This window comes from Sphingomonas sp. GW821-FHT10F09, from assembly GCF_058809195.1.
The window spans coordinates 146,299-168,162 of sequence record NZ_JBXASI010000006.1 but is presented as its reverse complement, the minus strand read 5'-3'; the positions used below and the strand labels follow the sequence as shown (position 1 = coordinate 168,162).

At 64.6% G+C, this 21,864-nt stretch carries 14 protein-coding genes; 6 read left to right on the top strand and 8 right to left on the bottom strand.

The window, feature by feature from the left end; translation table 11 throughout:
- Positions 1-322: 322 nt before the first annotated feature.
- The 3 genes from AC1RTO_RS17155 to AC1RTO_RS17145 are packed head-to-tail and all read right to left on the bottom strand — an operon-like array spanning position 323 to position 6,064.
- The gene (locus AC1RTO_RS17155) at positions 323-3,595 is read right to left on the bottom strand and encodes an error-prone DNA polymerase (protein WP_493162002.1); all 3,273 of its coding nucleotides are present in this window, start codon (positions 3,593-3,595) and stop codon (positions 323-325) included.
- The gene (locus tag AC1RTO_RS17150; RefSeq protein ID WP_493162001.1) at positions 3,595-5,385 is read right to left on the bottom strand and encodes a Y-family DNA polymerase; all 1,791 of its coding nucleotides are present in this window, start codon (positions 5,383-5,385) and stop codon (positions 3,595-3,597) included. Before AC1RTO_RS17150 ends, AC1RTO_RS17155 begins: the two co-directional genes overlap by 1 nt.
- Positions 5,303-6,064: an ImuA family protein gene (locus tag AC1RTO_RS17145; RefSeq protein WP_493162000.1), complete on the bottom strand. Its 762-nt coding sequence runs from the start codon at positions 6,062-6,064 to the stop codon at positions 5,303-5,305. The genes AC1RTO_RS17150 and AC1RTO_RS17145 overlap by 83 nt, the downstream gene beginning before the upstream one ends.
- A 466-nt stretch (positions 6,065-6,530) precedes the next feature.
- Between AC1RTO_RS17145 and AC1RTO_RS17140 the strand changes: the two genes are divergently transcribed.
- A complete protein-coding gene (locus AC1RTO_RS17140; RefSeq protein WP_493161999.1) occupies positions 6,531-7,157 on the top strand; it encodes an SOS response-associated peptidase family protein in 627 nt (208 codons plus the stop codon).
- Between the two features lie 2 nt (positions 7,158-7,159).
- Positions 7,160-8,140 (top strand): MBL fold metallo-hydrolase, encoded by a 981-nt coding sequence (locus AC1RTO_RS17135; RefSeq protein ID WP_493161998.1) that lies wholly within the window; start codon positions 7,160-7,162, stop codon positions 8,138-8,140.
- Here AC1RTO_RS17135 and AC1RTO_RS17130 read toward each other — a convergent pair.
- On the bottom strand, positions 8,137-8,967 hold the full coding sequence (locus AC1RTO_RS17130) for an aldo/keto reductase (protein ID WP_493161997.1): 831 nt from the start codon (positions 8,965-8,967) through the stop codon (positions 8,137-8,139). The genes AC1RTO_RS17135 and AC1RTO_RS17130 overlap by 4 nt on opposite strands.
- A 90-nt stretch (positions 8,968-9,057) precedes the next feature.
- Between AC1RTO_RS17130 and AC1RTO_RS17125 the strand changes: the two genes are divergently transcribed.
- Positions 9,058-9,711 (top strand): sulfite oxidase-like oxidoreductase, encoded by a 654-nt coding sequence (locus AC1RTO_RS17125; protein ID WP_493161996.1) that lies wholly within the window; start codon positions 9,058-9,060, stop codon positions 9,709-9,711.
- Between the two features lie 61 nt (positions 9,712-9,772).
- Here the strand turns inward: AC1RTO_RS17125 and AC1RTO_RS17120 are convergent, their stop codons facing one another.
- The 4 genes from AC1RTO_RS17120 to AC1RTO_RS17105 form a co-directional block, all read right to left on the bottom strand.
- Entirely contained in the window at positions 9,773-10,357 is a 585-nt protein-coding gene (locus tag AC1RTO_RS17120; protein WP_493161995.1) for an alpha-ketoglutarate-dependent dioxygenase AlkB, read from the bottom strand.
- A gap of 186 nt (positions 10,358-10,543) precedes the next feature.
- Positions 10,544-11,830 carry a glycoside hydrolase family 130 protein gene (locus AC1RTO_RS17115; protein WP_493161994.1) on the bottom strand — a complete coding sequence of 429 codons (1,287 nt, stop codon included), beginning with the start codon at positions 11,828-11,830 and terminating at the stop codon, positions 10,544-10,546.
- A complete protein-coding gene (xth, locus tag AC1RTO_RS17110) occupies positions 11,827-12,654 on the bottom strand; it encodes an exodeoxyribonuclease III (RefSeq protein WP_493161993.1) in 828 nt (275 codons plus the stop codon). Before xth ends, AC1RTO_RS17115 begins: the two co-directional genes overlap by 4 nt.
- Positions 12,655-12,853: 199 nt before the next feature.
- Positions 12,854-15,937, bottom strand: a complete 3,084-nt coding sequence (locus AC1RTO_RS17105; RefSeq protein WP_493162048.1) for a TonB-dependent receptor — start codon at positions 15,935-15,937, stop codon at positions 12,854-12,856.
- A gap of 157 nt (positions 15,938-16,094) precedes the next feature.
- On the opposite strand from AC1RTO_RS17105, the gene AC1RTO_RS17100 reads away from it, so the two are divergent.
- Genes AC1RTO_RS17100 through AC1RTO_RS17090 form a run of 3 tightly spaced genes read left to right on the top strand, consistent with a single transcriptional unit; the run spans position 16,095 to position 21,864 of the window.
- A complete protein-coding gene (locus tag AC1RTO_RS17100) occupies positions 16,095-18,350 on the top strand; it encodes a polysaccharide lyase 6 family protein (protein WP_493161992.1) in 2,256 nt (751 codons plus the stop codon).
- A complete protein-coding gene (locus tag AC1RTO_RS17095; RefSeq protein WP_493161991.1) occupies positions 18,350-20,557 on the top strand; it encodes an alginate lyase family protein in 2,208 nt (735 codons plus the stop codon). The genes AC1RTO_RS17100 and AC1RTO_RS17095 overlap by 1 nt, the downstream gene beginning before the upstream one ends.
- The gene (locus tag AC1RTO_RS17090; RefSeq protein ID WP_493161990.1) at positions 20,557-21,864 is read left to right on the top strand and encodes an MFS transporter; all 1,308 of its coding nucleotides are present in this window, start codon (positions 20,557-20,559) and stop codon (positions 21,862-21,864) included. Before AC1RTO_RS17095 ends, AC1RTO_RS17090 begins: the two co-directional genes overlap by 1 nt.

Sequence of the window (21,864 nt, the reverse complement as noted above, 5' to 3'; positions counted from 1 at the left end):
ACCTGATCCTCGGCACCATTGCTTCATCAGTTGGCTCGTCTTCAACCAAATGCGATTTCACGCCAAGGAGCAATGATCAAGTTGCCTCGTGATCCCATTGAATGCAGCCGTGCATCCCTGCGATCTTCCAATGTCATGATCGGTCGCGGCCGAACTCCAGAACATGTCGAGCGGCCACCGTTCGGGGCAGTGGGCGAGCAGGCAGCGGAGCGCCAGCCGTACTTCGATCGTGTCGACCTTGGTCTTCCCTGATCGCGCGACTGCGGCCCGCAGTATGTGCAACGAAAGGTCGATGATGATCCTCTGATGGCGCGACATGAGTTCAGTGGAAGTCGCGCGACTTCACCCGCACGATATCCTCCGGATCCATACCTGTGCTGTGCGGCGGCCAGTAGCTGTCGCGCGGACCCGGCTTCCATCCGGCATCGCCGCGATCCGGCGAGCCGCCATGCCGTGCCCCGTCACCTCGCCCGGTCGCGTGCGGGAAGTCCATCTGCCCGACCTGTGCAAGCAGCGGCCCGTGATCGATGATCCGGTCGCAGATGACGTGGATTACCTGACCTTCCTTCTGCACGCGTCCCTTCATCCCTATCATCGCCGCCGACATGACGGTGCGCCGCTGTGCCTCGAAACGGTCCGGCCACAAAATGCCGTTGGCGATCCCGGTTTCATCCTCGATGGTTATGAACAACACGCCCTTGGCCGATCCTGGCTTCTGGCGAACGAGGATGATCCCGGCGACCTCGACATGCCGGCCATCCTTTATGTTGGCGAGGTCGGCGCAGCGGACGATCCCACGGCGGGTTAGATCCTGCCGCAGGAAGGCGAGTGGATGCGCACGTAACGACAACTGCAGCGCTCTATAATCCTCCACGACCTCGCGGCCGTCCGACAGCGGTCGCAAGCTGACATCCGGCTCCAGACCTTCGGGGCTGAACAGCGACTCCCGCTCGTCCGCGGCGGCGAACAGGGGCAGGGGGGCTTCACCCAAGCCCTTCACCTTCCACAATCCCTGACGTCGATCCTCCCCCAGATTGCGGAAGGCATCAGCCTCAGCCAGCCGCTCAATCGCGGCCCGCGGCACGCCAGCACGGCGCCAGACCTCCTCGACCGAACCAAACGGACTGTCACCCCGGGCAGCTACGATCGCCGCCCCGTGCGCGTTGGCAAGCCCACGCACCTGCCGAAGCCCCAACCGGACTGCCAGGAACCGTCCGCGACCCGGCTCCAACGTGCAGTCCCAGCGGCTGGCGTTGATGCAGGCGGGCCGCACTTCGACGCCATGGTCGCGGGCGTCGCGAACGACCTGTGCCGGCGCATAGAAACCCATCGGCTGGGCGTTGAGCAGCGCGGCGCAGAAGACGTCTGGATGATGATGCTTCATCCAGCAGCTCGCATAGGCGATCTTGGCGAAGCTCGCCGCGTGGCTCTCGGGGAAGCCATAGCTGCCGAACCCCTCGATCTGCTTGAACGTGCGTTCGGCGAAGTCGCGAGGGTAACCGCGCTCGACCATGCCGCCGACCAGCTTGTCGAAGAAGTGGCTGACCCCGCCGGTGAACTTGAACGTCGCCATGGCGCGACGCAGCTGATCCGCCTCGGCGGGCGTGAAGCCGGCACCAACGATGGCGACCTTCATCGCCTGTTCCTGGAAAAGGGGCACACCGAGCGTCTTCTCAAGCACCGCGCGCAGCTCGGGCCGCGGATAGTCGGGTTTCTCGCGCCCTTCGCGGCGGCGCAGATACGGGTGGACCATGTCGCCCTGAATCGGGCCCGGCCGGACGATCGCCACCTCGATAACGAGGTCGTAGAAGCGGGCCGGCTTCATCCGCGGCAGCATGCTCATCTGCGCGCGGGACTCGATCTGGAAGGTGCCGAGCGTGTCGGCCTTCTGAATCATCGCATAGACGTCGGGATCGTCGTCCTGCAGGTCGGCCATGCCGACGCGGATGCCCTTGGCCTCCTGCAGCATGTTGAAGGCGCGGTTCATGCAGCCGAGCATTCCGAGGCCGAGCACGTCGACCTTCATGAACGTCAGCGCGTCGATGTCGTCCTTGTCCCATTCGATCACCTGCCGGTCGACCATCGCGGCGGGCTCGATGGGGACCAGATCGTCGAGCCGGTCGTGGGTCAGCACGAAGCCACCGGGATGCTGCGACAGGTGGCGCGGCGTGCCGATCAACTTGCGGGCGAGATCGAGCGCCAGCCGCAGCCGGCGATCTTCCATATTGAGGTTGAGCTGCGCGACCTGCTTCTCGCCGACGCCCTCCTGGCTCCAGCCCCATACCAGTCCGGCGAGTGCCTTGGTGAGATCCTCGGGCAGACCTAGTGCCTTGCCTACCTCCCGGACGGCACCGCGAGCACGGTAGCGGGTGACGACTGCCGTCAGCGCGGCATGGTTGCGGCCGTAGGTGTCATAGATCCACTGGATGATCTCCTCCCGTCGCTCGTGCTCGAAGTCGACGTCGATGTCGGGCGGCTCACGGCGCTCGCCCGAGATGAAGCGTTCGAACAATAGCTCGTGCTTGATCGGGTCGATCGACGTGATCCCGAGCATGAAGCAGACGCAGCTGTTCGCCGCCGAGCCGCGCCCCTGGCACAGAATGCCGCGACGTCGGCTCTCGGCGACGATGCTGTTCACGGTTAGGAAGTAGGGCGCATATTCCAGTTCGGCGATCAGCCGCAGCTCGTGATCGATCTGTATGCGGTATTGCGGCGGCGCGCCGTCAGGGAAGCGGCGTTCAACAGCATCCTGCGTGAGCTGCTCCAGCGCCTGTTGCGCCGTCAGCCCTTCGACCACGCGCTCGTCAGGATACTGGTAGCTGAGTTCGCCAAGATCGAACGTGCACCGCCGCGCGATCTCGGCGGTCGCCTGGATCGCGTCAGGAAAGGCTGCGAAGCGGCGCTCCATCTCTTGGGGAGATTTCAGATGGCGGTCGGCATGCCGCTCGCGGCGATAGCCCAAGGTGTCGACGGTGCACTTTTCGCGAATCGCGGTGACCACGTCCTGCAGTAAGCGCGCTTCGGGCGCGTGATAGAGGATGTCACCAACTGCGACAGTCGCCACCCTCGCATCGGCGGCCTGCCGGGCGAGATCGTGCAGACGCATGGCGTCTTCAGGCCGACGGCGGAACGAGAGCGCGCAATAGCCGCGGTCGCCGAACACCTCGTGCAGGTCACCAAGATCGCTGCGCGTGACGTCGCCCGGCAGATCTGGCAGCAGGATGGCGATTAGGCCTGCGCTCCACGCGACGACGTCATCCCAGACGAGGGCACAGCCGCCCTTGCCGGCGCGGGACTTGCCGAGCGTCAGCAGACGCGTGAGGCGCGACCAGGCAGGCTTGTCGGTCGGGTAGAGGAGGAGCATGCGCCCGTCGTCGAGGCGCACTCGCGCGCCCGCGATCATTCGCACGCCGGTTGCCTTCTGCCCCTCCCAGCCACGCACAATGCCGGCGACGCTGCCGAGGTCAGTGAGACCAAGTGCCGTGTGACCGAGAAGCGCGGCTGCTGCGAACAGCTCCTCCGGACTGGAGGCACCGCGCAGGAACGAAAAGTGGCTCGTCACCTGAAGTTCGACGTAAGTCGTCTGCGAAGCCATCAGCCGAACAGCCCGTGCAGATACCAGCTGAGGTCACCGGTTGCGCCATCTACACCGTCGCCGCGGCGGAACAGCCAGAAGCGCGCGCCGGTGTCATCCTCGACGCGGAAGTAGTCGCGCACCGCCCAGACCTCGCCATCGCGTCGCCACCACTCGCCGTGGATGCGTTCGGGACCGTCGCCAGCGACCACGGCATGAACGTTGCCCCGCCAGGTGAAGCGGCGCGGCGGTGCGTCCGGCAGCAGCGCGAGCACACCAATTAGTGGTTCCGGACGGCTTAGCAGTCGCACCGGCCGGCGCCACGCCGGCCAGCCAGTCGGTGCGGCGAGCGGTGCGGCACGGCGGACCGCGCGCTCGGGCACGTCGCTTTCAACGGGCCCGGCCGTGAAGAGCGCGTTGTCGCCAACGCGGCCAGCGATCTGGTCGACGAGTGTCGCGACATCCGGTGGCGCGTCATCACCCGCGAGGCTTGCTGCGAGCGCGGTGGCCCCGAGCGGATCGGTCCGGGGGGCAAGCAGCCGCATCGTTTCGATGCCATCGCCTGGATCGATCTTCTCGATCCTGAGGTGGAAGAGCCGAGCGAGATGCGCCGCATCACGGGACGGACGCGAGGTGCCGATGGCGAGGCGCTGCTCGGTGCCGTCGATCCGCTCCATGATCAGCAGCAGTGCGCGTGCACCTGCTCCCTTCTCCTGGAGGAGCAGGATCATGTCGGCGATAAGATCGCGGATGACATGCTCGATTGCTTCGGCAGTACTGATCGGCTCCAGCAGGCGGCGACGCGCCATCGGTGTCTCTTGGGGTATCACCGGCACGATCGGCTCGGGAATACGCCCGAGCGCCTCGTCGAGTCGACGCACGCTCGCCAGCCCCAGCCGGCGCGCGAGTGGTCCACGTGGCAGCGGGAGCAGATCGGCGATACGGTCGAGTCCGAAGCGCGCAGCGGCGGTCAGCGCCTCCGGCGTCAGGCGCAGCGCGGCGGGTGGCAGGCCGGCCAGCGCCTGTGCCTCGCCCCCGTTCGGGACCATGCTGATGATGTCGCGCCCGAACCGAGCCAGCGCATACGCCGCTCCCGGCGTTCCGGCGACCGCGACCCGTGCGGTATAACCGAAGCGTCGGCAGAAGCGGATCAGGCGACGGCAGAACCGCTCCTCACCACCGTGGAGATGCGCGGCCCCGGTCAGTTCGATCCAGAGCCCGTCCGCAGCACTTGGCGATGCTGTCGGTGTCCAGTGTCGCACCGCGTGCAGCGCCAGGCCGTCGAGCACCGCCCGGTCCGCAGCGACGTCAGCAGGCCGAATGTCCAGGTCTGGCACCAGAGCACGCGCCTGTGTCACCGCCATGCCGGATGTGAGGCCGAGCGACGCCGCAGCAGGACATGCGGAGGTGATCACGTGCCGCTGCCCGGTCTGCTCCGCGAGGATCAGCGGAACCACGTTCTCGATCGGTGCCGGGATGTGTGCTGCTATGCGCGCACCAGTAATAGCTGGCGACTGCTTGAACGGATGCTCTGCCGCTTCCGATCGCCGGCCGAGTTCCCGCATGGTCGGCTGCTGATGTAGCGGTAGCGCCGCTGCCTGCTCCTCGATCGCAGCGCGTGCGCCATTGTCTTGCGCCCAGCGCGCTCCAGGACGCCAACCGCCGCTCCGCGGCACCGAGCAGGCGCCGGGGTCGTCGTCGACCGGAAGCTGTGGTGCCCGCTGCGGTTCAGGCAGCGCGCGCGGTCGCTCTAACCGGCGCAATCGCTCGATGGCGAGGTGCGGCAGGTAGAGCGAGGCGACCCGTGTCATCACACGCCTCCAGTTCTAGGGTGAAAGGGGGGGCGCCGCGTTGACGGGCGAGTTCGACAGTCCAGCGCGCCCGGCCGACACCCGGTGCGGGCAGCCGTTCGGACGGCGCGCAGGCGATGCGCCACCGCGTCATAGCCGCGGAGAGATCGAAGAGGGGGCTGACGCCTGCCTTGCGCCAGCGGCGCGCGAGCAGGGCAGGGGTGCCGCCGCTCATCGCGGCAAGCTGCAGTCGGCGGGTGGCGACCATGTCGGCGCGCTTCACCTCGCCGACCACGGCGGCAAGCCCGCCGTGCCGGAGCCCGTCCTCCATGACGGCGAGGACGTCTTTGTCATCTTTGGCCTCGACGAAAAGCAGCGTGGCGGGATCAAGACCCGCCTGCTCCAGTCCCGGCGCGTAGAGGTCGAAGCGGGTCAGCGCCCACAGCACGCGCCGCCCGCTGCCTGCCGCCGCGCGGGCGGCAATGCCGACGGAGAAGAGCGTGGCTGCGGCATCATCGGTCAACGTCGGCGTCGCAGCGGAGACCTCGTGTAGTCCGCCGAGCACCAACCCGCCCTCCGCGAGTCGCTTGTCCAGAGCATCGATCCCGAACGGGAGGACGGCCGTCTCGCCCCCACGCACCTCGCCCATGCTCTCGCGAAGGAGGGCCAGGGCGTCATGGCGCTGGAGGTTAGTGGACATGGTTGCTGCGACTCATCCGTTCGCTATATGTTCCAGAATTGTTGATGAACGGTCAAGGCGTTGTGGAGCGGAGTTGATGAACCGAAACGGGATCGAAGCCGCCAACGACGCTGGTCCGGCAATGTCGGCAAGCGCCGAGTACGACCATGTCGGACGGCGACTTCGCACACTCGAACACTGCGCGCTGCACAAGCGGACGCTGCGGCTGACCTGCCCTCGCTGCGCTCATGTCCGGGTGCTGGATGCGGTATGCCTGTGGTGGATGTTCACTCGCCGCGGCTGGGATGGGGGCCTGCCCGCGGCTTCGTCCCGTCTGTGCTGCACCGCCTGCAAGGCTCAAGGCACTACGGTTCGACCGCGCATCATGGTCGGTCGGGAAGCGCCGACGGGAGAGCCGTTGCCGTACCCGGATGAGGCAACGTGGAAGAGGCTTGTCTCGCGCTATCGCTCGTGATCGAAGACAGGGATGTGCAATCTCTACAACCTCAGGGTCGACCCTCGCGGCTACTTCGATGCGCTCGCCGCGGTTGACGATGCTGCCAATGTACTTGCTGTCGAGAAGGATTATGCCGCACCCGGCAAGCCTGGGTACGTCGTGCGATACGAGGACGGCCAGCGGGTGCTCAGCACGATGCGCTGGGGTTTTCCAACGCGCAAAACCCGCAAGCGACCGGCGCGTGAGGGCGAACTGCCATTCCTCTACGATTGGTGGACCAACGCGCGAAACATGCAGAGCAACATGTGGAAGCCGTGGCTCCTGCGTGCCGAGCATCGCTGTCTGGTGCCGTTCACCCGCTTTTCCGAACCCAAAGCGGTGGCGGACCGGCAGGGGCAGGGCGACACCAATTGGTGGTTCACCGTCGAGGATCAGCTGGTCCCGTGCTTCGCCGGCCTCTGGAAGGTCGATGCCGACCACGACCGGGTCTATGCCTTCTGCGCCACCGAGCCCAATCCGCTGGTCGCGCCAAAGCACCCGAAGGCGATGCCGGTGATCTTGCTGGCGGAGGATCAGGAACGCTGGCTGACAGCGCCGGTCGAGGAGGCGGTGACACTGCTCACCGCGTACCCGTCACAGCTGATGAGCGTCGCCTGATCATGGCATCCAACCGCTACTACGATGGCCCGCCGAGCGATCACTACGACGGCACCCGCTTCTTCAATCCGGGCCAGGAGAGCACGGATAGGGGCCTCCGCGCCATGCTGCGCTGGAAGCTCGCGGGAGCGGCAGCCAAATGGCCGAAGTCTGTGCCGGTCACGCCGGCCAAGCCGGAGGCGCGGGTCGCTGGGCTCTGCATCACCATGATCGGCCATGCCTCGCTGCTGATCCAGGTCGCCGGCGTCAACATCCTCACCGATCCAGTCTGGTCGGAGCGGGCAAGCCCCTTCCGGCGCGTTGGACCGAAGCGGGTGACCGCGCCAGGCGTCGCGTTCGACGACCTGCCGCCGATCGATGTCGTGCTGCTGAGTCATGGGCACTATGACCATCTCGATGTCGATACGCTGCGGCGACTGCAAGCTGTCCACGACCCGCTGATGGCGATGCCACTTGGTAATGACGCCATCGTTCGTGCTGCCGCGTCGGCGGCACGTTGCGTCACGGGTGACTGGTGGGATCGGCTGCCGCTTGGATCGGAGATCGCGACGACGCTGACACCTGCCTATCATTGGTCGAACCGCTGGCCTAGCGATACGCGCATGATGCTGTGGGGCGGTCATTACCTGGACACGCCCGCGGGTTCGATCTGGTTCGTCGGCGACACCGGCTACGGTGACGGCCGGATCTTCGCCGACGTGCGGAGCCGCCTGGGAGCGCCTAGCGTCGCGTTGATCCCGATCGGCGCTTATGAGCCGCGCTGGTTCATGGCCGCGCAGCACGTCGACTCGGCAGAGGCCGTACGCATCTTCACCGACGTCGGCGCATCGCGGGCGCTCGGCATTCACTGGGGCACGTTCCAGCTGACTGATGAGGCGCGCAATGCTCCGGTGGAAGGGCTGGCTACGGCGTTGCGAGCGGCCGGCATCGCGCCTGACCGCTTCGTCGCCGCGGAACCGGGCGGCGTCTACAGCTTCGACTAGAGCATCTCGAGCGGCACGCGACCTTTCGGACGCGGGTACAGTTTGTCGAGCCGCGCGAGTGTGTCCGGAGCGAGTATCAGGTCGGCAGCGGCACGATTGTCGTGGACGTGCGTGCTGCGGCCCGCTTTGGGAATGGCGATGACGTTGTCTTGCGCAAGAAGCCACGCCAGTGCGACCTGCGCTGGCGTAGCGTTAAGATCGGCGGCAAGCGAACGCAGTTCTTCGTCCGCGACAAGCCGTCCTTGTTCGACGGGGCTGTATGCCATCAGCGGGATGGTGTGCGTAGCGAGCCACGGCAGGAGGTCGTGCTCGGGTCCGCGCCGCGTCAGGTTGTAAAGGATCTGATCGGTCGCGCACGCCTTGCCTTCTGCGGCGATCAGCTCATCCATATCGTCCGTGTCGAGGTTGCTGACGCCCCAGCGCAGGATCTTGCCCGCGTCGATCAGCCGCTCCATCGCCTCGACGGTTTCCGCAAGTGGCACGCCCCCGCGCCAGTGCAGAAGGTAGAGATCGATCCGGTCCGTACCAAGGCGACGCAAGCTCGCCTCGCATGCCAGTGGCAGGCGCGAGCGCGAAGCATTCTGGGGATACGCCTTGCTAACGAGGAAGACGTCTTCCCGTCGCCCAGTGATCGCCTCGCCGACGAGGCGCTCGGACTCACCGTCTCCATACATCTCCGCCGTGTCGATCAGCGTCATGCCAAGGTCGATCCCGGTGCGCAGGGCCGCGATCTCATCGGCGCGGCGGTCGGCGTACTCCGCCATCATCCATGTGCCTTGGCCGAGCGCGGGGACGGTCGTGCCGTCGGGTAAAACGATCGTCTTCATGCTGTTGCAACGCGCAGGCTAGAGTTTGGGTCGCCGCACATGCTTGTGCTGCGACGAACGCTACGAGATAATCCGCTGCTGGAGACCGCCATGACTGACGAAACGCCGCCCGACAGCAAGCTGACCCGCTCCAAGCAGCGTTGGGCAAGCGAGCACAAGTTCATCACGGGGGAAGCCAATCGAAGCGCGCATGAACGCCTGCCGCCAGGCCAGCATCTGGTGCGCGACTGGCCGGTGCTCGATTTGGGCCGTCAGCCCGATGTCGCGCCGGAACGCTGGGAACTGAAGATCGGTGGCCTCGTCGACAATCCAGTGACGCTCGATTGGACGGCGTTCATGGCGCTGCCGCAAACGCGAACGCGTTCGGACATGCACTGCGTGACGACCTGGTCGCGCTACGACAACGACTGGAAGGGCGTGGCGACGCACGATCTGCTCGACCTCGTCCAACCCAAAGGCGAAGCGGCGTATGTCCTGCTCCATGGCTATGACGGCTACACGACCAACGTGCCGTTCGCAGACTTCGCGGCAGAGGAGGCGATGATCGTTCACGCTTGGGATGGTAAGCCGCTGACACGTGCGCACGGAGGTCCGGCACGCGCGCTGATCCCGCACCTCTACCTCTGGAAGAGCGCCAAATGGCTTAAGGGCATCGACTTCCTGGCCGCCGATCAGGCTGGCTTCTGGGAGGTCAACGGCTACCACATGCGCGGCGACCCTTGGGCGGAGGAGCGATACTCTTAGACGTTTCAGAGAACGTCGTCATCAAGGTCGAGCAACTTTGACGCCCACTGGTGCGCTCTCATCACTCGGTAAACTTTATGAGACGGCGTCCCCGTTCCGACAGGCTCCGCAGTGTGATAGACCAGCGGGTCTGGGTCATGGCCGCGATGCTGTGCTCCCACCCGTGGCGTACCTCACCGGCGAGATGGTAGATGCCGCACGGAGACAAAGGCCATTCGAACCGCTCGAAACGACCGCCGATGCGACGGCGGAAGCGCAGCGTAGCCGGTGCGCCTAGCGAGATACCAACAACATGCTCGAAATGCGGCCGGTCGCGATGCCAGCCTATTCCTGCGCCGGTATCGTACCGGGTCAGCAGTGCCTGAATGAGTGTGCCGGGCTCCAGCGCTGCAAACGCTTCCGCCCGATCCCGGAACGGTGTCAGCCATTCGGGTAACGAAGTCGTGGGGGCTAATGCGCCCCAATCAAAGTCGTAGTGCATGCCGTAGCTATGGGTCAGCCGCTTGCCCAGCCACCCCTGAAAGCGGAACGGCGCCAGATTCAACGCATCGATATGGCCGATGAGCATCCGCTCCTCGTCCGCCGAGACAAAGCCGTCAGCACCGTACAGGCCTGAGATGGTAGGGCACCCAAATAGGTCACGCATGCTAGATTGCATAGCAGGACTTTATCGTACCCACGAAGCAGTCTCTGCCCGCCTCGTTGAGCTGTTAAGTATGCCATCCATGTTCGTCGGATCTGCCGCCTAGCGCCAGTAGATCTAGCGGCCATGGGCAAGCCATGCACGGCGTAGTTGTACCGCCAGCTTCGTTTTCCGCACTCGCTTTCTGACCTACTCCATGCACGCAATGAGATTATCGACAGACAGAGAGCCAAAGGCCGAGAAGCTGTCGGCGACGGCATAAGGCAGCAGCAGGGTACGGCCGCTGAGAAGCCCTCCGCAGCTGTAGACAACATTTGGCACGTACCCGTCCCGCTCATGCGGACTGGGAGCGAGCACCGGTCGCGGCGTCCGCGCCAGGAGCTTAGAGGGATCCTGCTTGTCGAGGAGGCAGGCGCCAATGCAATAGTTGCGGACCGTCCCGACACCGTGGGTAAGGACCAGCCAGCCTTCGTTGATTTCGAGCGGTGAGCCGCAGTTGCCCATCTGCACGAACTCCCACGGGTATCGCGGTTCGACTAGCTTGGCACCGCTGTCCCAGTGAAGGAGGTCGTCTGAGACGTTCAGCCAAATGTTTTTGTTGTCCTGGCGGCCGAGGGTCACGTATCGGCCGTCGATCCGGCGTGGGAAGAGCGCCATACCCTTGGCGCTGGCGACCTCGCCGGAAAGCGCCCGCATCTCGAACGACTTGAAGTCCGTCGTCGAAAGTAGCTCGGACCGAGCTTCGGCGCCACTGAATGCCGTGTAGGTGCCAAGATATGTGACCTGTCCGTCATCTTCAGCAAAGCGCACAAGGCGTATGTCCTCGATGCCTTGACGCTGGCTTGGCAGGGTTGGGAAGAGCACGGTCTCAGATATGCTTCTCGATCCGCCGCAGTCGAGATGGACCGCGTCATCGTCATCGTCGCGGGGCACGATGATCGGCGGCACCGACGTCGAGCCTGGATCGTCGATCGTGAGATCGCCACCCGGTGTCCAGACGCCCGTGCGGAAGGTAACCGACGATACGTGGCCTTCACCGACACCGCGGAGAGAGAGGACGAACCGCACGGCGCCGTCGGCAAGTCCTGACTGGTCGGGGTGTAGGACGGCACTGGGATTGAAGAGCGCCGCAGCCTCGTAGGCGTACTCCTGACTGAAGTAGGCTCCGATCAGGCGCTGCTGCTCAGGTGACAGGCTTGGCGCAGAAGGAATGCGGTCGGCCAGTTCGCCGAAGCGACGCATAAGCGTCGCATCCACGTCGCGGTGGTTCTCATCGAGAGATGCCGTGACCCCATTGAGCTGGCGCTGAAGCTCCTCTTTATCAAGGCTCACGATCAGCTCGACGGTCTCGTCCGTACGCGTTCGACCGCCGTCAAACCCGTTGGGGTAACCTGGCTCGAACGGTCGCACGACGGTGCGGGAGGGGTCGGGACTGAGAACGACGTCGTAGAAATCAACCTGAGCGCGCTCTGTCATTCGTCATCCTTATTGCGCCGTGGAGACCGCCTTCGCTTCTTTGGCGGCTGCCCGGCCGCAAGCCGTATCCATGTCGGTGCATGGTCGCTGGTCTTTTCCCAGCCGCGCACCCGCCTGTCCACCTGCGCGTCTTCCAACCGGTCAACAAGCGAGGTACTGAGCAGCAGGTGATCGATGCGGAGACCCGCGTCCCGCTCATAAGCGTTCTGAAAATAGTCCCAGAAGGTGTAGATCGTCTCGTCCGGGTGAAGAGTTCGGAGCGAATCCGTCCAGCCCTGGTCGATGAGCCGCGCGTAAAGCGCCCGGACCTCTGGCGCGAAAAGAGCGTCCTTGGTCCAACGTTCCGGTTTGTAGACGTCCGCTTCCATCGGCATGACGTTGAAGTCGCCGGCGAGCACTACCGGCAGGCCGCTCTCCAGCAGCGTCGCCGCATGCGCGATGAGCTTTTCGAACCAGGCGAGCTTGTAGTCGAACTTGGGACCGGGGCGCGGATTGCCATTCGGCAGATAAAGGCCGCCGATGATTACGCCGTTCACAGCGGCCTCAATGTAGCGGCTCTGCATCGGATCGGGGTCGTCCGGCAGGCCGCGCCGCGTCTCGTGGATCTCTCCGACACGGCTGAGGATGGCGACGCCGTTCCAGCCTTTCTGTCCGTGCCAGATCGCTTGATAGCCAAGGTCGCGAACGGCGGTCGCCGGAAACTTCTCCTGCGGCGCCTTCAGCTCCTGCAGGCATACGATTTCCGGCTGCTCCTCCTCAAGCCAACGCAGCAGCACGGGCAGGCGACCGTTGACGCCGTTTACGTTGTATGTGGCGATCTTCATGGGCGCTCCCGCTCATTCCTGGCCAGCCTGTCAGCGTTCCGGCATTGGCTGCCTGCCGGACTGTAGCGAGGCCAACATAATTAAACAGGCATAAGCCCAATCCGGCAGCGACCAGATAAGCCCAAAAATTTGAGGAGCGACTAGACGCTCGTTTATCGCCTCCGTTCTTCTCTGAACAACGTGAGAAAGGCGCTCCAGATTAGAACTTAAAACTCACCCCAGCGGTAAGACGCCGATCAGTTAGCCCTTGAAAGCACATCACCGCTCCATCGTTCACGCAGTAAAGTTTCTGATCGGATCGCGTTAGGTTGATGCCCTCTATGCCGATGTTGATATTCTCACTGATATCGTAATTGATGCTGCCGTTCAGCTGTCCGCGCGCGCCTGCGATGATCGGCAAGTTCCAGCGAAATGCCTGGTCGCTCGCGCTCATCGCGTAGCTTGATCGCCACGTGTAGCGCAGACGGGCGTTCAGCCCGTACTTATCGTAGAACAAGGTGGCGTTGTAGGAATCCTTGGACAGGTTGGTGAGCGGCACGAGGTTAAGCAGCGATCCGCGCGTAAAGCCGAGGCCGGTGTCCGTTCGCCGACCGACATCAAGTGCGCCGGAGTTGTACGACTTCGCGCCACCCACACGCTGATGGGTAAAGTTGCCAATGAACCCGAAGCCGGAGGCAAATCCCAGCGCGCTCTCATAGGCGGAAAGATCGTGCTGAAAGGCGATCTCGATACCCGTTTGTGTCGTTGATCCGGGAACGTTGAAGGTGGACGACAATCCTTGGCAGATGCCGTTGCCGGCCGGCGTCGCGTAAAGGTTGCGGTCGGGGAGAGGATTATAGATGCCGCCGCCAGGACAGGTCGGATCGATCGAATATTGAGGGTTGCCAACGGCGCTCGTGCCGATTTGCGGTGCAGTCTGCACCGTGTCGGCAAACAGGTTGGTCCGGCTTTTGTGGAACACGCCGACGCTGAACAGACTGGACGGCGTGAAGTAGTATTCGCCGGAGAGATCGTATGACCACACGACCTCGGGCACTAAGTTCGGGTTACCACCCGACACCACGCCCGTCGCGGCATTGCCGTAAGAATAGGATGTCGATAGCGCATCGAAGTCCGGGCGGCGGATATCGCGGGCGAAGCCCGTGCGGACGAGCACATTGCGCGCAGGCTCGAGTACCATGCTGACGCGGGGCAGAAGGAAGTCGTAGCTGCTGCTCTTCACGACAGTGGTCACACCGCCGCCATTGACCACGTTGTTGCCGGTCGAGGTCAGCTTCGTCTTGAGCCAACGCAAGCCGGCGTTACCGCGCGCATGGATGCCGAAGATGTCGGTCTCGCCGTTCATCTGGAAATAGGCCGCGTTGGTGGTCTCGCGGATCCGGAAGAAGCCGGAGGCCGACTCCGTCGGTTCGGAGAGGCGAGCGACCGCCGGGTATTGCGGATTGGCGGCGTTGCTCGCCGCGATCGCGCCATTCAACGTGCTGAGCACCGCTGCCGGGTCGTCGAAGGCTCTACCGCCATCGATGATGAGGAAATCCGGGAAGTAGAGCGTCCGGCCGTCGGCCGCGTTGAAGTTGCTTGGCGCAGCGACGAGCAGGTCCGCGAAGCGGTCGCCACTCGGCCGGTTGAACGTGTTACCGGCGAGCCCCGCGCCGGTTGCGTTGCTGTTGAGGGTGATGTTGTTGATGACGTCTCCGTTGATCGCGGTATTCTGGTTCCAGCGATAGCCGAAGTCGAACGAGTAGAAGATCGGGACGAAGCCGGACGTGTCGTACGTGAAGTCGAGACGTGCGGCCTTCTCCTTGTTGTCAGCCCGATTGGCGCTCTGCTGGACCTGATACAGACGGTAGTTGGCGGGATTGAGCAACTGCGCCGTCGTCGGCGCGAGCGGGTTGGAAGTGTCGATACCCGACTGCAGCCGCCCGCCGGTCAGATCGAAGCGCACGGGCGTGCTGTTCCCGAGCGATCCGCGGCCGAACACGGGCTGGACCCCATTCGGGTTGATGAAGTCGAGCGTCGTGGAGAAATTGGGATTGGTCGTCTTTGCGGTGGACAGGGCCGCTTCCGCCCGCGCCTTCAGCTTGCCAACCTCCCATTCGGCGCCGGCATCAAAGACGCGATTGTGCGTTAGCCGCGATCCCGTATCGCTCGACAGGCGCAGATTGGGAACGAGCGTCGATCCCGCAGCGCCGACCGCTCCGATCGTTCCGCCGAGCGTCGTCTGGATCGTACCGAGGTCAATCGTTCCCGTCGGCGTCCTCAGCGACCCAAGGTCGACCGTTCCGAACGAGCTGTGGTTGGCGGCGTCGGCGGCGCCCGAGACGCCGGATACCTGCACCCGGTTGCCGGCCTGCGCCCGCTGCTGGTTGTTGAGCGTGACGTCCCCATAAAGGCGCAGGTTGCTTACCGGCTTCCATTCCAGCGTGCCCGTCGCCGTCTTCGTCTCGTAGTTGAAGCGGTTCACTTCCTGCTGGAGAAATTGCACCTGCAGGTAGTTGAAGCTCTGGTTGGCGTTACTGCCCGGAAGGTTCGGCGCCGTCGACGCGAGGCGGACGTTGTCGCGGTCGATGCGCGGTGCAAAGTTCGCGACGTCGGTGCGGCTGTAGCTGCCGCTGACCACGACGCCGATTTCGCCGATGCCGGTGGTCCAGCTGTTACCTAGAGTAGCAGAGACGCGTGGCAGAGTGGTGCGCGCAAGGTCGCTGCGTTCATATTGGATGCGGGCCGCGATCAGCGGCTTAGTCAGGCTGAGCGGACGCAGCGTGCGTAGATTGATCGTGCCGCCAACCGATCCCTCGATCGTCTTGGCCTCCGAAACCTTGGTCACCTCGACCGAAGCGATAATCGATGCCGGTATGTCTTCGAAGCTGATGCCGGACCGGCCAGCCCCCGACCCCACCGTGGAGACGCCGTTGATCTCGGTCCTGTTCGCATCAGTACCGCGGATCTGTACCGCGGTGCCGACCCCCGCCTGACGCGTGATCTGGACGCCCGATACGTTCTCCAGCACCTCGGCAAGGTTCTGGTCAGGTAGCTTTCCGATGTCCTGAGCCTGGATCACCTCCACTAGGTTGTCGGAACGACGCTTTTCGCCGAGCGCGCTCTGCAGAGAAGCGCGGATGCCGGTGACGACGATGTCTGCGTCCGTATCGGGGTTGCCCCCCGCAACCGTCTCCTGCGGTTCCGTAGAGGCTTCCTGCGCGACCGCAGGACTTGCGACCGCCACCCACGCCGTGCCTGCCAGCAATGCAGCGATCGCACTGATCCTGTTACGAAAAGCCATGTCGGCCACGTCCCTCTCCTATTTATTTTTGTTGCTTGGTTCTGCGTTCGGTAAACCAATGTGTCAAGCCAATCAGAACACCAGCTGTTCAGCCAGGTTAATGCCACGTGCCATCGGCGCGCACCTGAGCAACAAGCATATTGGTTGACACAAGGGTATGCGCAGCCGCATTACCACCGAACGGAACGGGCATTTCGCGGTGAATGCGGAAGCGGTTCCTGGAGGGATATACGTGCGCCTATCGATCATGCTGCTTGCGACGGCCGCGCTGGTGCAGGCAGGTTCTGCATCCGCCCGACGAACGCTGGTGCATAATCTGCCTGAGCTGATGCTGGCCATCGCGAAGCCTGCGCCGGGCGACACGATAATCCTCGCCGACGGCGAGTGGCGCGATGCCGACATCGTGCTGCGCGGCGACGCCGAAGCGGCTGCGCCGATCACCCTCACCGCCGAACATCCGGGCAAGGCGATCCTGGTTGGCGCGTCACGCATCCGTATGGCGGGCCGCTATCTGGTCGTGTCCAATCTGGTGTTCCGTGACGGTCACGCACCGGGCGATGCGGTGATCGCGTTCCGCACCGACACGAAGAATTGGGCGGACCATAGCCGGGTGACGGGCATGGTGATCGACCGCTTCAACAATCCCGACCGACGTGCCGAAGACCACTGGGTGTCCATCTACGGCAGTGACAACCGCATCGATCATTCGCATTTCGAGGGCAAGGCGAACGCCGGCGCGATGATGATCGTCGTGCGGCAGAAGGGCATGCCGCTCGATAACCGCGCGTGGATAGACCATAATTATTTCGGACCTCGTCCGCCGCTCGGCTCCAACGGCGGCGAGACCATCCGCATCGGGACGAGCGAGGAATCGGGCAGCGATTCCCACACGATCGTCGAGGACAATGTCTTCGAGCATTGCGATGGGGAGGTGGAGATCGTCTCGGTCAAATCGGGCGGCAACAGCGTGCGGCGCAACCTGTTCCGGCAATCCCAAGGCTCGGTGGTCCTGCGCCACGGGAACGGCAACATCGTCGAGGACAACGTCTTCCTGGGAGGCGGGCAGCCGCACACCGGTGGCATCCGCGTGATCAACGAACGCCAGGTGATCAGGAACAACTATCTGGAAGGGATGGGCGGAGTCGACTTCACGAGCGCGCTCGCGGTGATGAACGGCGTCCCCAATTCGCCGGTCAACCGCTACATGCCAGTCCGCCAGGCGCTGATCGAACGGAACAGCTTCCTCGCGGTGACGCAGGTCACGATCGGCGCAGGAGCCGATGGCGAACGGTCTCAGCCGCCGCAGGACACCCGGATCATCGGCAACCTTATCACGTCCGCCAAGGACGCTACCAACGTCCTGCGCTTCGATGCGGATGCAGGCGGCGTCACCTTCGCCGGGAACGTACTGGCTGGGTCAGGTGCCGCGCGCGACGGTATCGAAATGCGGGAGGTTCCGCTCCGCCGGGCGAAGAACGGCTTGCTTTACCCGGTTGACCCGACACTGGCGGCCTTGGGTGTGTCCCGTACGTTGACGCCGACACGGCGCGAGGATGTGGGCGTTCGCTGGTATGGCACGCGGGCGGCGATCGCCCGAGCATCTGGCAAGATCGTGCGGATCAATCCGGGTAAGACGATCAGTAGCTTGCCCCGGGCGGCGGTCATCGAATTGGCCCGCGGCACGTATGACATCGCAGCGCCGCTGATCGTCGTCAGCCCGATGACGATCCGCTCGGTGCCGACGGGCGCTGCGACGCTGCGAATGCGTTCATCAACGCTGTTCCAGCTAGAGGACGGGGGATCGCTGACCCTCGAAGGCGTGCGGATCGACGGACACGCGGCGGCGGGCGATGGTGTCGCGGTCATCCGAACAAGTGTGCGCCCGACACTCGGGAATTACCGGCTGCGGCTCGCCGGAGTCTCGGTGGTGGGCGTCGCCGGCGACGTGATCGCGACCACACCCGGCACGCTCGCCGGGGCGATCACCGTAACCGACGGCCGCTATGCCGATGTGAAGGGCGCGGTGCTCGCGCTGGCGGCAGAGAAGGGCAAGCAGGGTTGGTATCCCGCTGAACAGGTTACGATAGCCGGCACGGATTTCGACCGGGTCGGCATGGTCGTCGACCTGCTTCGCGGCGGAACCGACGAGAGCACATTCGGTCCGCGCTTCAGCCTGACGGGCGCGACGATCCGCAACAGCGGGTCGGTGCGCCTGTCGGGGGTGCAGGAGGTGGCGATCACCGGCAACCACTTCGTCGACAGCGCAGGGGTGACGGTGGAGCACACCGTCGGCAGCCCGCATACGCGGATCTCCGGAAACCGGCTCCGCAACACGCCGGTGCCGCAGGTGCGCGAGACGAACTACACGGGGGCGCCGCGCGCGATCCTCAGCGACAATCGGGAAGGTTTGTGATGCGGATGCTGTCCATACTGCTCGGCGCCACCTTGCTCGCCGTACCAGTTCCGGTGCTGGGCAGGCCCCAGCAGCCGATAGGCGGCGCAGTGACGCCGGCGCTGTTCGATGGCGCGGGTTTGCAGGCGATGGCTGCCGACGCAGCCCGCTATCCGCTGTTCGCCGCCGAACTGAAGCGGACGCGCGCCACTGTCGACAAGGCGATCCGCGCGGGTGTGAACGTCCCCGCTCCCAAGGATCCCGGCGGCGGCTTCACGCACGAACAGCACAAGCGCAACTATGTGGCGCTGTACGGCGCGGGGATGCTCTACCGGACCACCGGAGAGCGACAGTATCTCGATTTCGCACGGGCGCTGCTGTTGGACTACGCCAAGCTGTACCCGGCACTGGGGCCACATCCCGCCAAGGCGAACGAGTCCGCCGGGCGTCTGTTCTGGCAGAGCCTGAATGACAGCGTCTGGCTGGTCTATGGCATCCAGGGGTATGACGCGATCCGCGAGGCGCTGACCCCGACCGATCGCGCGACGATCGATGCGAACGTGTTTCATAAGATGGCGGATTTCCTGTCTGTTGGGAACGCGGCGAGCTTCAACCGCATCCACAACCACGCGACCTGGGCAGCGGCCGGCGTCGGCATGACAGGCTATGTGTTGCGCGACCCCGAACTGGTCGCGCGCGCGCTGAAGGGTACCGACAAGACCGGCAAATCAGGGTTCCTGGCGCAGGTCGACCAGCTGTTCTCTCCGGACGGTTATTATACCGAGGGTCCCTATTACCAGCGGTACGCGCTGCAGCCCTTCGTCGTCTTCGCCGAGGCGATCGCACGGAACGAGCCGAAGCTGGGGATCTGGCAACGCCGTGACGGCGTATTGCTGAAGGCGATCCGCTCCACCATCCAGCTGACCTATGACGGCTATTTCTTCCCGCTCAACGATGCCATGCGCGACAAGAGCCTGCGCACCGCCGAACTCTACGACGCGGTGGCGATCGGGTACGGCGTCACGCGGGACCCCAGCTTTCTGTCGATCGCTCGCGAACAGGAGCGGGTGACGCTGTCGCCCGGGGGGCTGGCGGTGGCGCGTGACGTGGCGGCGGGCAAGGCGACCCCGTTCGCCTTCACCTCACAGCTGTTCCGTGACGGACCGAACGGCGACCAGGGCGCGCTTGCCGTACTGAGGTCGGGCGCGCAGGCGGATGCGCAGGTGCTGGTCGCCAAGAACAGCGCGATGGGCATGGGACACGGCCACTTCGATAAGCTGAACTGGATCCTCTACGACGGCGGACAGCCGATCGTCACCGATTATGGCGCCGCTCGCTTCCTCAACATCGAGAGCAAGGACGGTGGCCGCTACCTGCCGGAAAACGAAAGCTGGGCGAAGCAGACGGTCGCACACAACACGCTGGTGGTGAACGAGACATCTGATTTCGCCGGCAAGTGGCGCGTCGGCGAAGAGCATGCGCCGCGGCAGTTGTTCTTCTCCGGCGAGGGACCGATCCGGGCGAGCACAGCCGAAATGGTAGGGGCGTGGCCCGGCGTCACCTTCCGCCGTACATTGGTGCAATTGCCGTTCGGCAAAGGCAGCCCGCTCGTCGTCGATCTGTTGCGCGTCACCGGTGACAAGCCCGCGACCTATGACCTGCCGCTGCACTATAGCGGCCACATCACCGATGTCGGCTTTCCGCTCCGTGCGAACGTCGCGGCGCGGCCCGTTCTCGGCACCGCAAACGGATATCAGCACATCTGGGTGGACGGCACCGGCGCACCGACGGGTGATACGGGGACACTCACTTGGATCAACGGCGAACGCTTCTACACCTATCGCATGGTGGCGCCGCCCGGCACGCAGGTGATCCTGGGCGAGAGTGGCGCCAATGATCCGCGCTTCAATCTGCGCCGCGAGCCGCTGCTGATCGAGCGGGTGACGGGTCAGAAGGACGCGACCTTCGTCAACCTGCTCGAACCGCACGGCGCCTACGATCCGTCTGCCGAGACGACGGTGGCGAGCGCCAGCCAGATCCGGTCATTACGTCATCTGCGCAGCCGCGACGCCGACATCGTCGTCATCACGCCCGTAAAGGGAGCGGCGATCGTGCTCGGCATCGCCGACGACGTGACGGCGGGCAAGCCGCACAGTGCGACGCTGGACGGACGCAGCCTGACGTGGACGGGGCATCTCGCGCGGCTCGATGGGGCGGAAAGCAAGTGATGGACGGCACGCCCAAGAGGACGGTCGGCGGTCTGCGCTGGTTCGTCGTCGGCCTCATCGGTCTGGCGACCGTCATCAACTACATCGATCGCAACGCGCTCGCCGTGATGTGGCCGGCGGTGTCGAAGGACATCGGCGCGGACAAGTCGGATTATGCGCTGCTCGTGACGGTCTTCATGATCGCCTATGCGCTCGGTCAGTCGCTGTTCGGTCGTATCCTCGACGTCATCGGCACGCGGTTGGGGTTCGTGGTGTCGATCGCGATCTGGTCGTTGTCCATCGCCGGGCACGCGGCTGTGCGCTCGCTCGGCATGCTGAGCCTGTTGCGTGTCACGCTCGGCCTGAGCGAAGCAGGCAATTGGCCGGGCGCGGTGAAGGCCAACGCCACCTGGTTTCCGGCGCCCGAGCGGGCGCTCGCGCAGGGCATCTTCAACTCTGGCGCGGCGATCGGGGCGATCATATCGGCGCCCCTGGTGGCGCTGCTCTACGAGGCACTGGGATGGCGCGCGACGTTCCTCCTGGTCGGCGTGCTCGGCTTCCTCTGGCTGGTGCCGTGGCTGCTCGTCTATCGCGGCGATCCGGATTCCCATCCCTGGCTGAGCGCTGCCGAACGCGCCCATATCGCGGGCGAGACTGCGGAGGGAGCGCCTCGGCATGAGACCGGCTACGCGCCCGGCATGGCGCAGCTGCTGCGCCATAAGGAAAGCTGGGCGATTCTCGTCAGCCGCTTCTTCCTTGATCCGGTCTGGTGGCTGTTCGTGTCCTGGCTGCCGATCTACCTCTCCGAAACCTTCGGGTTCGACGTGAAGCAGATTGGACTGTTCGCCTGGGTTCCGTTTGTCGGGGCGATGCTGGGCAGTCTGTCGGGTGGCTGGGTATCGGGCCTGCTGATCGGCCGCGGCTGGAGCGCGTTGCGGGCGCGGCAGGTGATCGTCACGATCGGCGGCGCGATCATGCTGCCTTCGCTGCTGCTGACCGCGACCGCGTCCGATCCGTTGACTGCGGTGCTGCTGATCGCGGTCATCTTGTTCGGCTTTCAGGTCGCGATCAACAACATCCAGACCCTGCCCTCGGACTATTTCGCTGGCGGCGCGGTCGGATCGCTAGCCGGTATCGGCGGCACCGCCGCGGTCGCGGGAACCTTGGTCACCACCTGGCTGGTGCCGGCGATGACCACGCATGGCTACGCGCCGATCTTCATCCTCGCCGCGGTGATCGTGCCGCTCGGCGTCGCTGCAATCTGGTTGCTCGGCGGGCGCAGCGCGCCAGTCGCGCCGCCACAACCATCTTCCACTAAAGGGGCATAA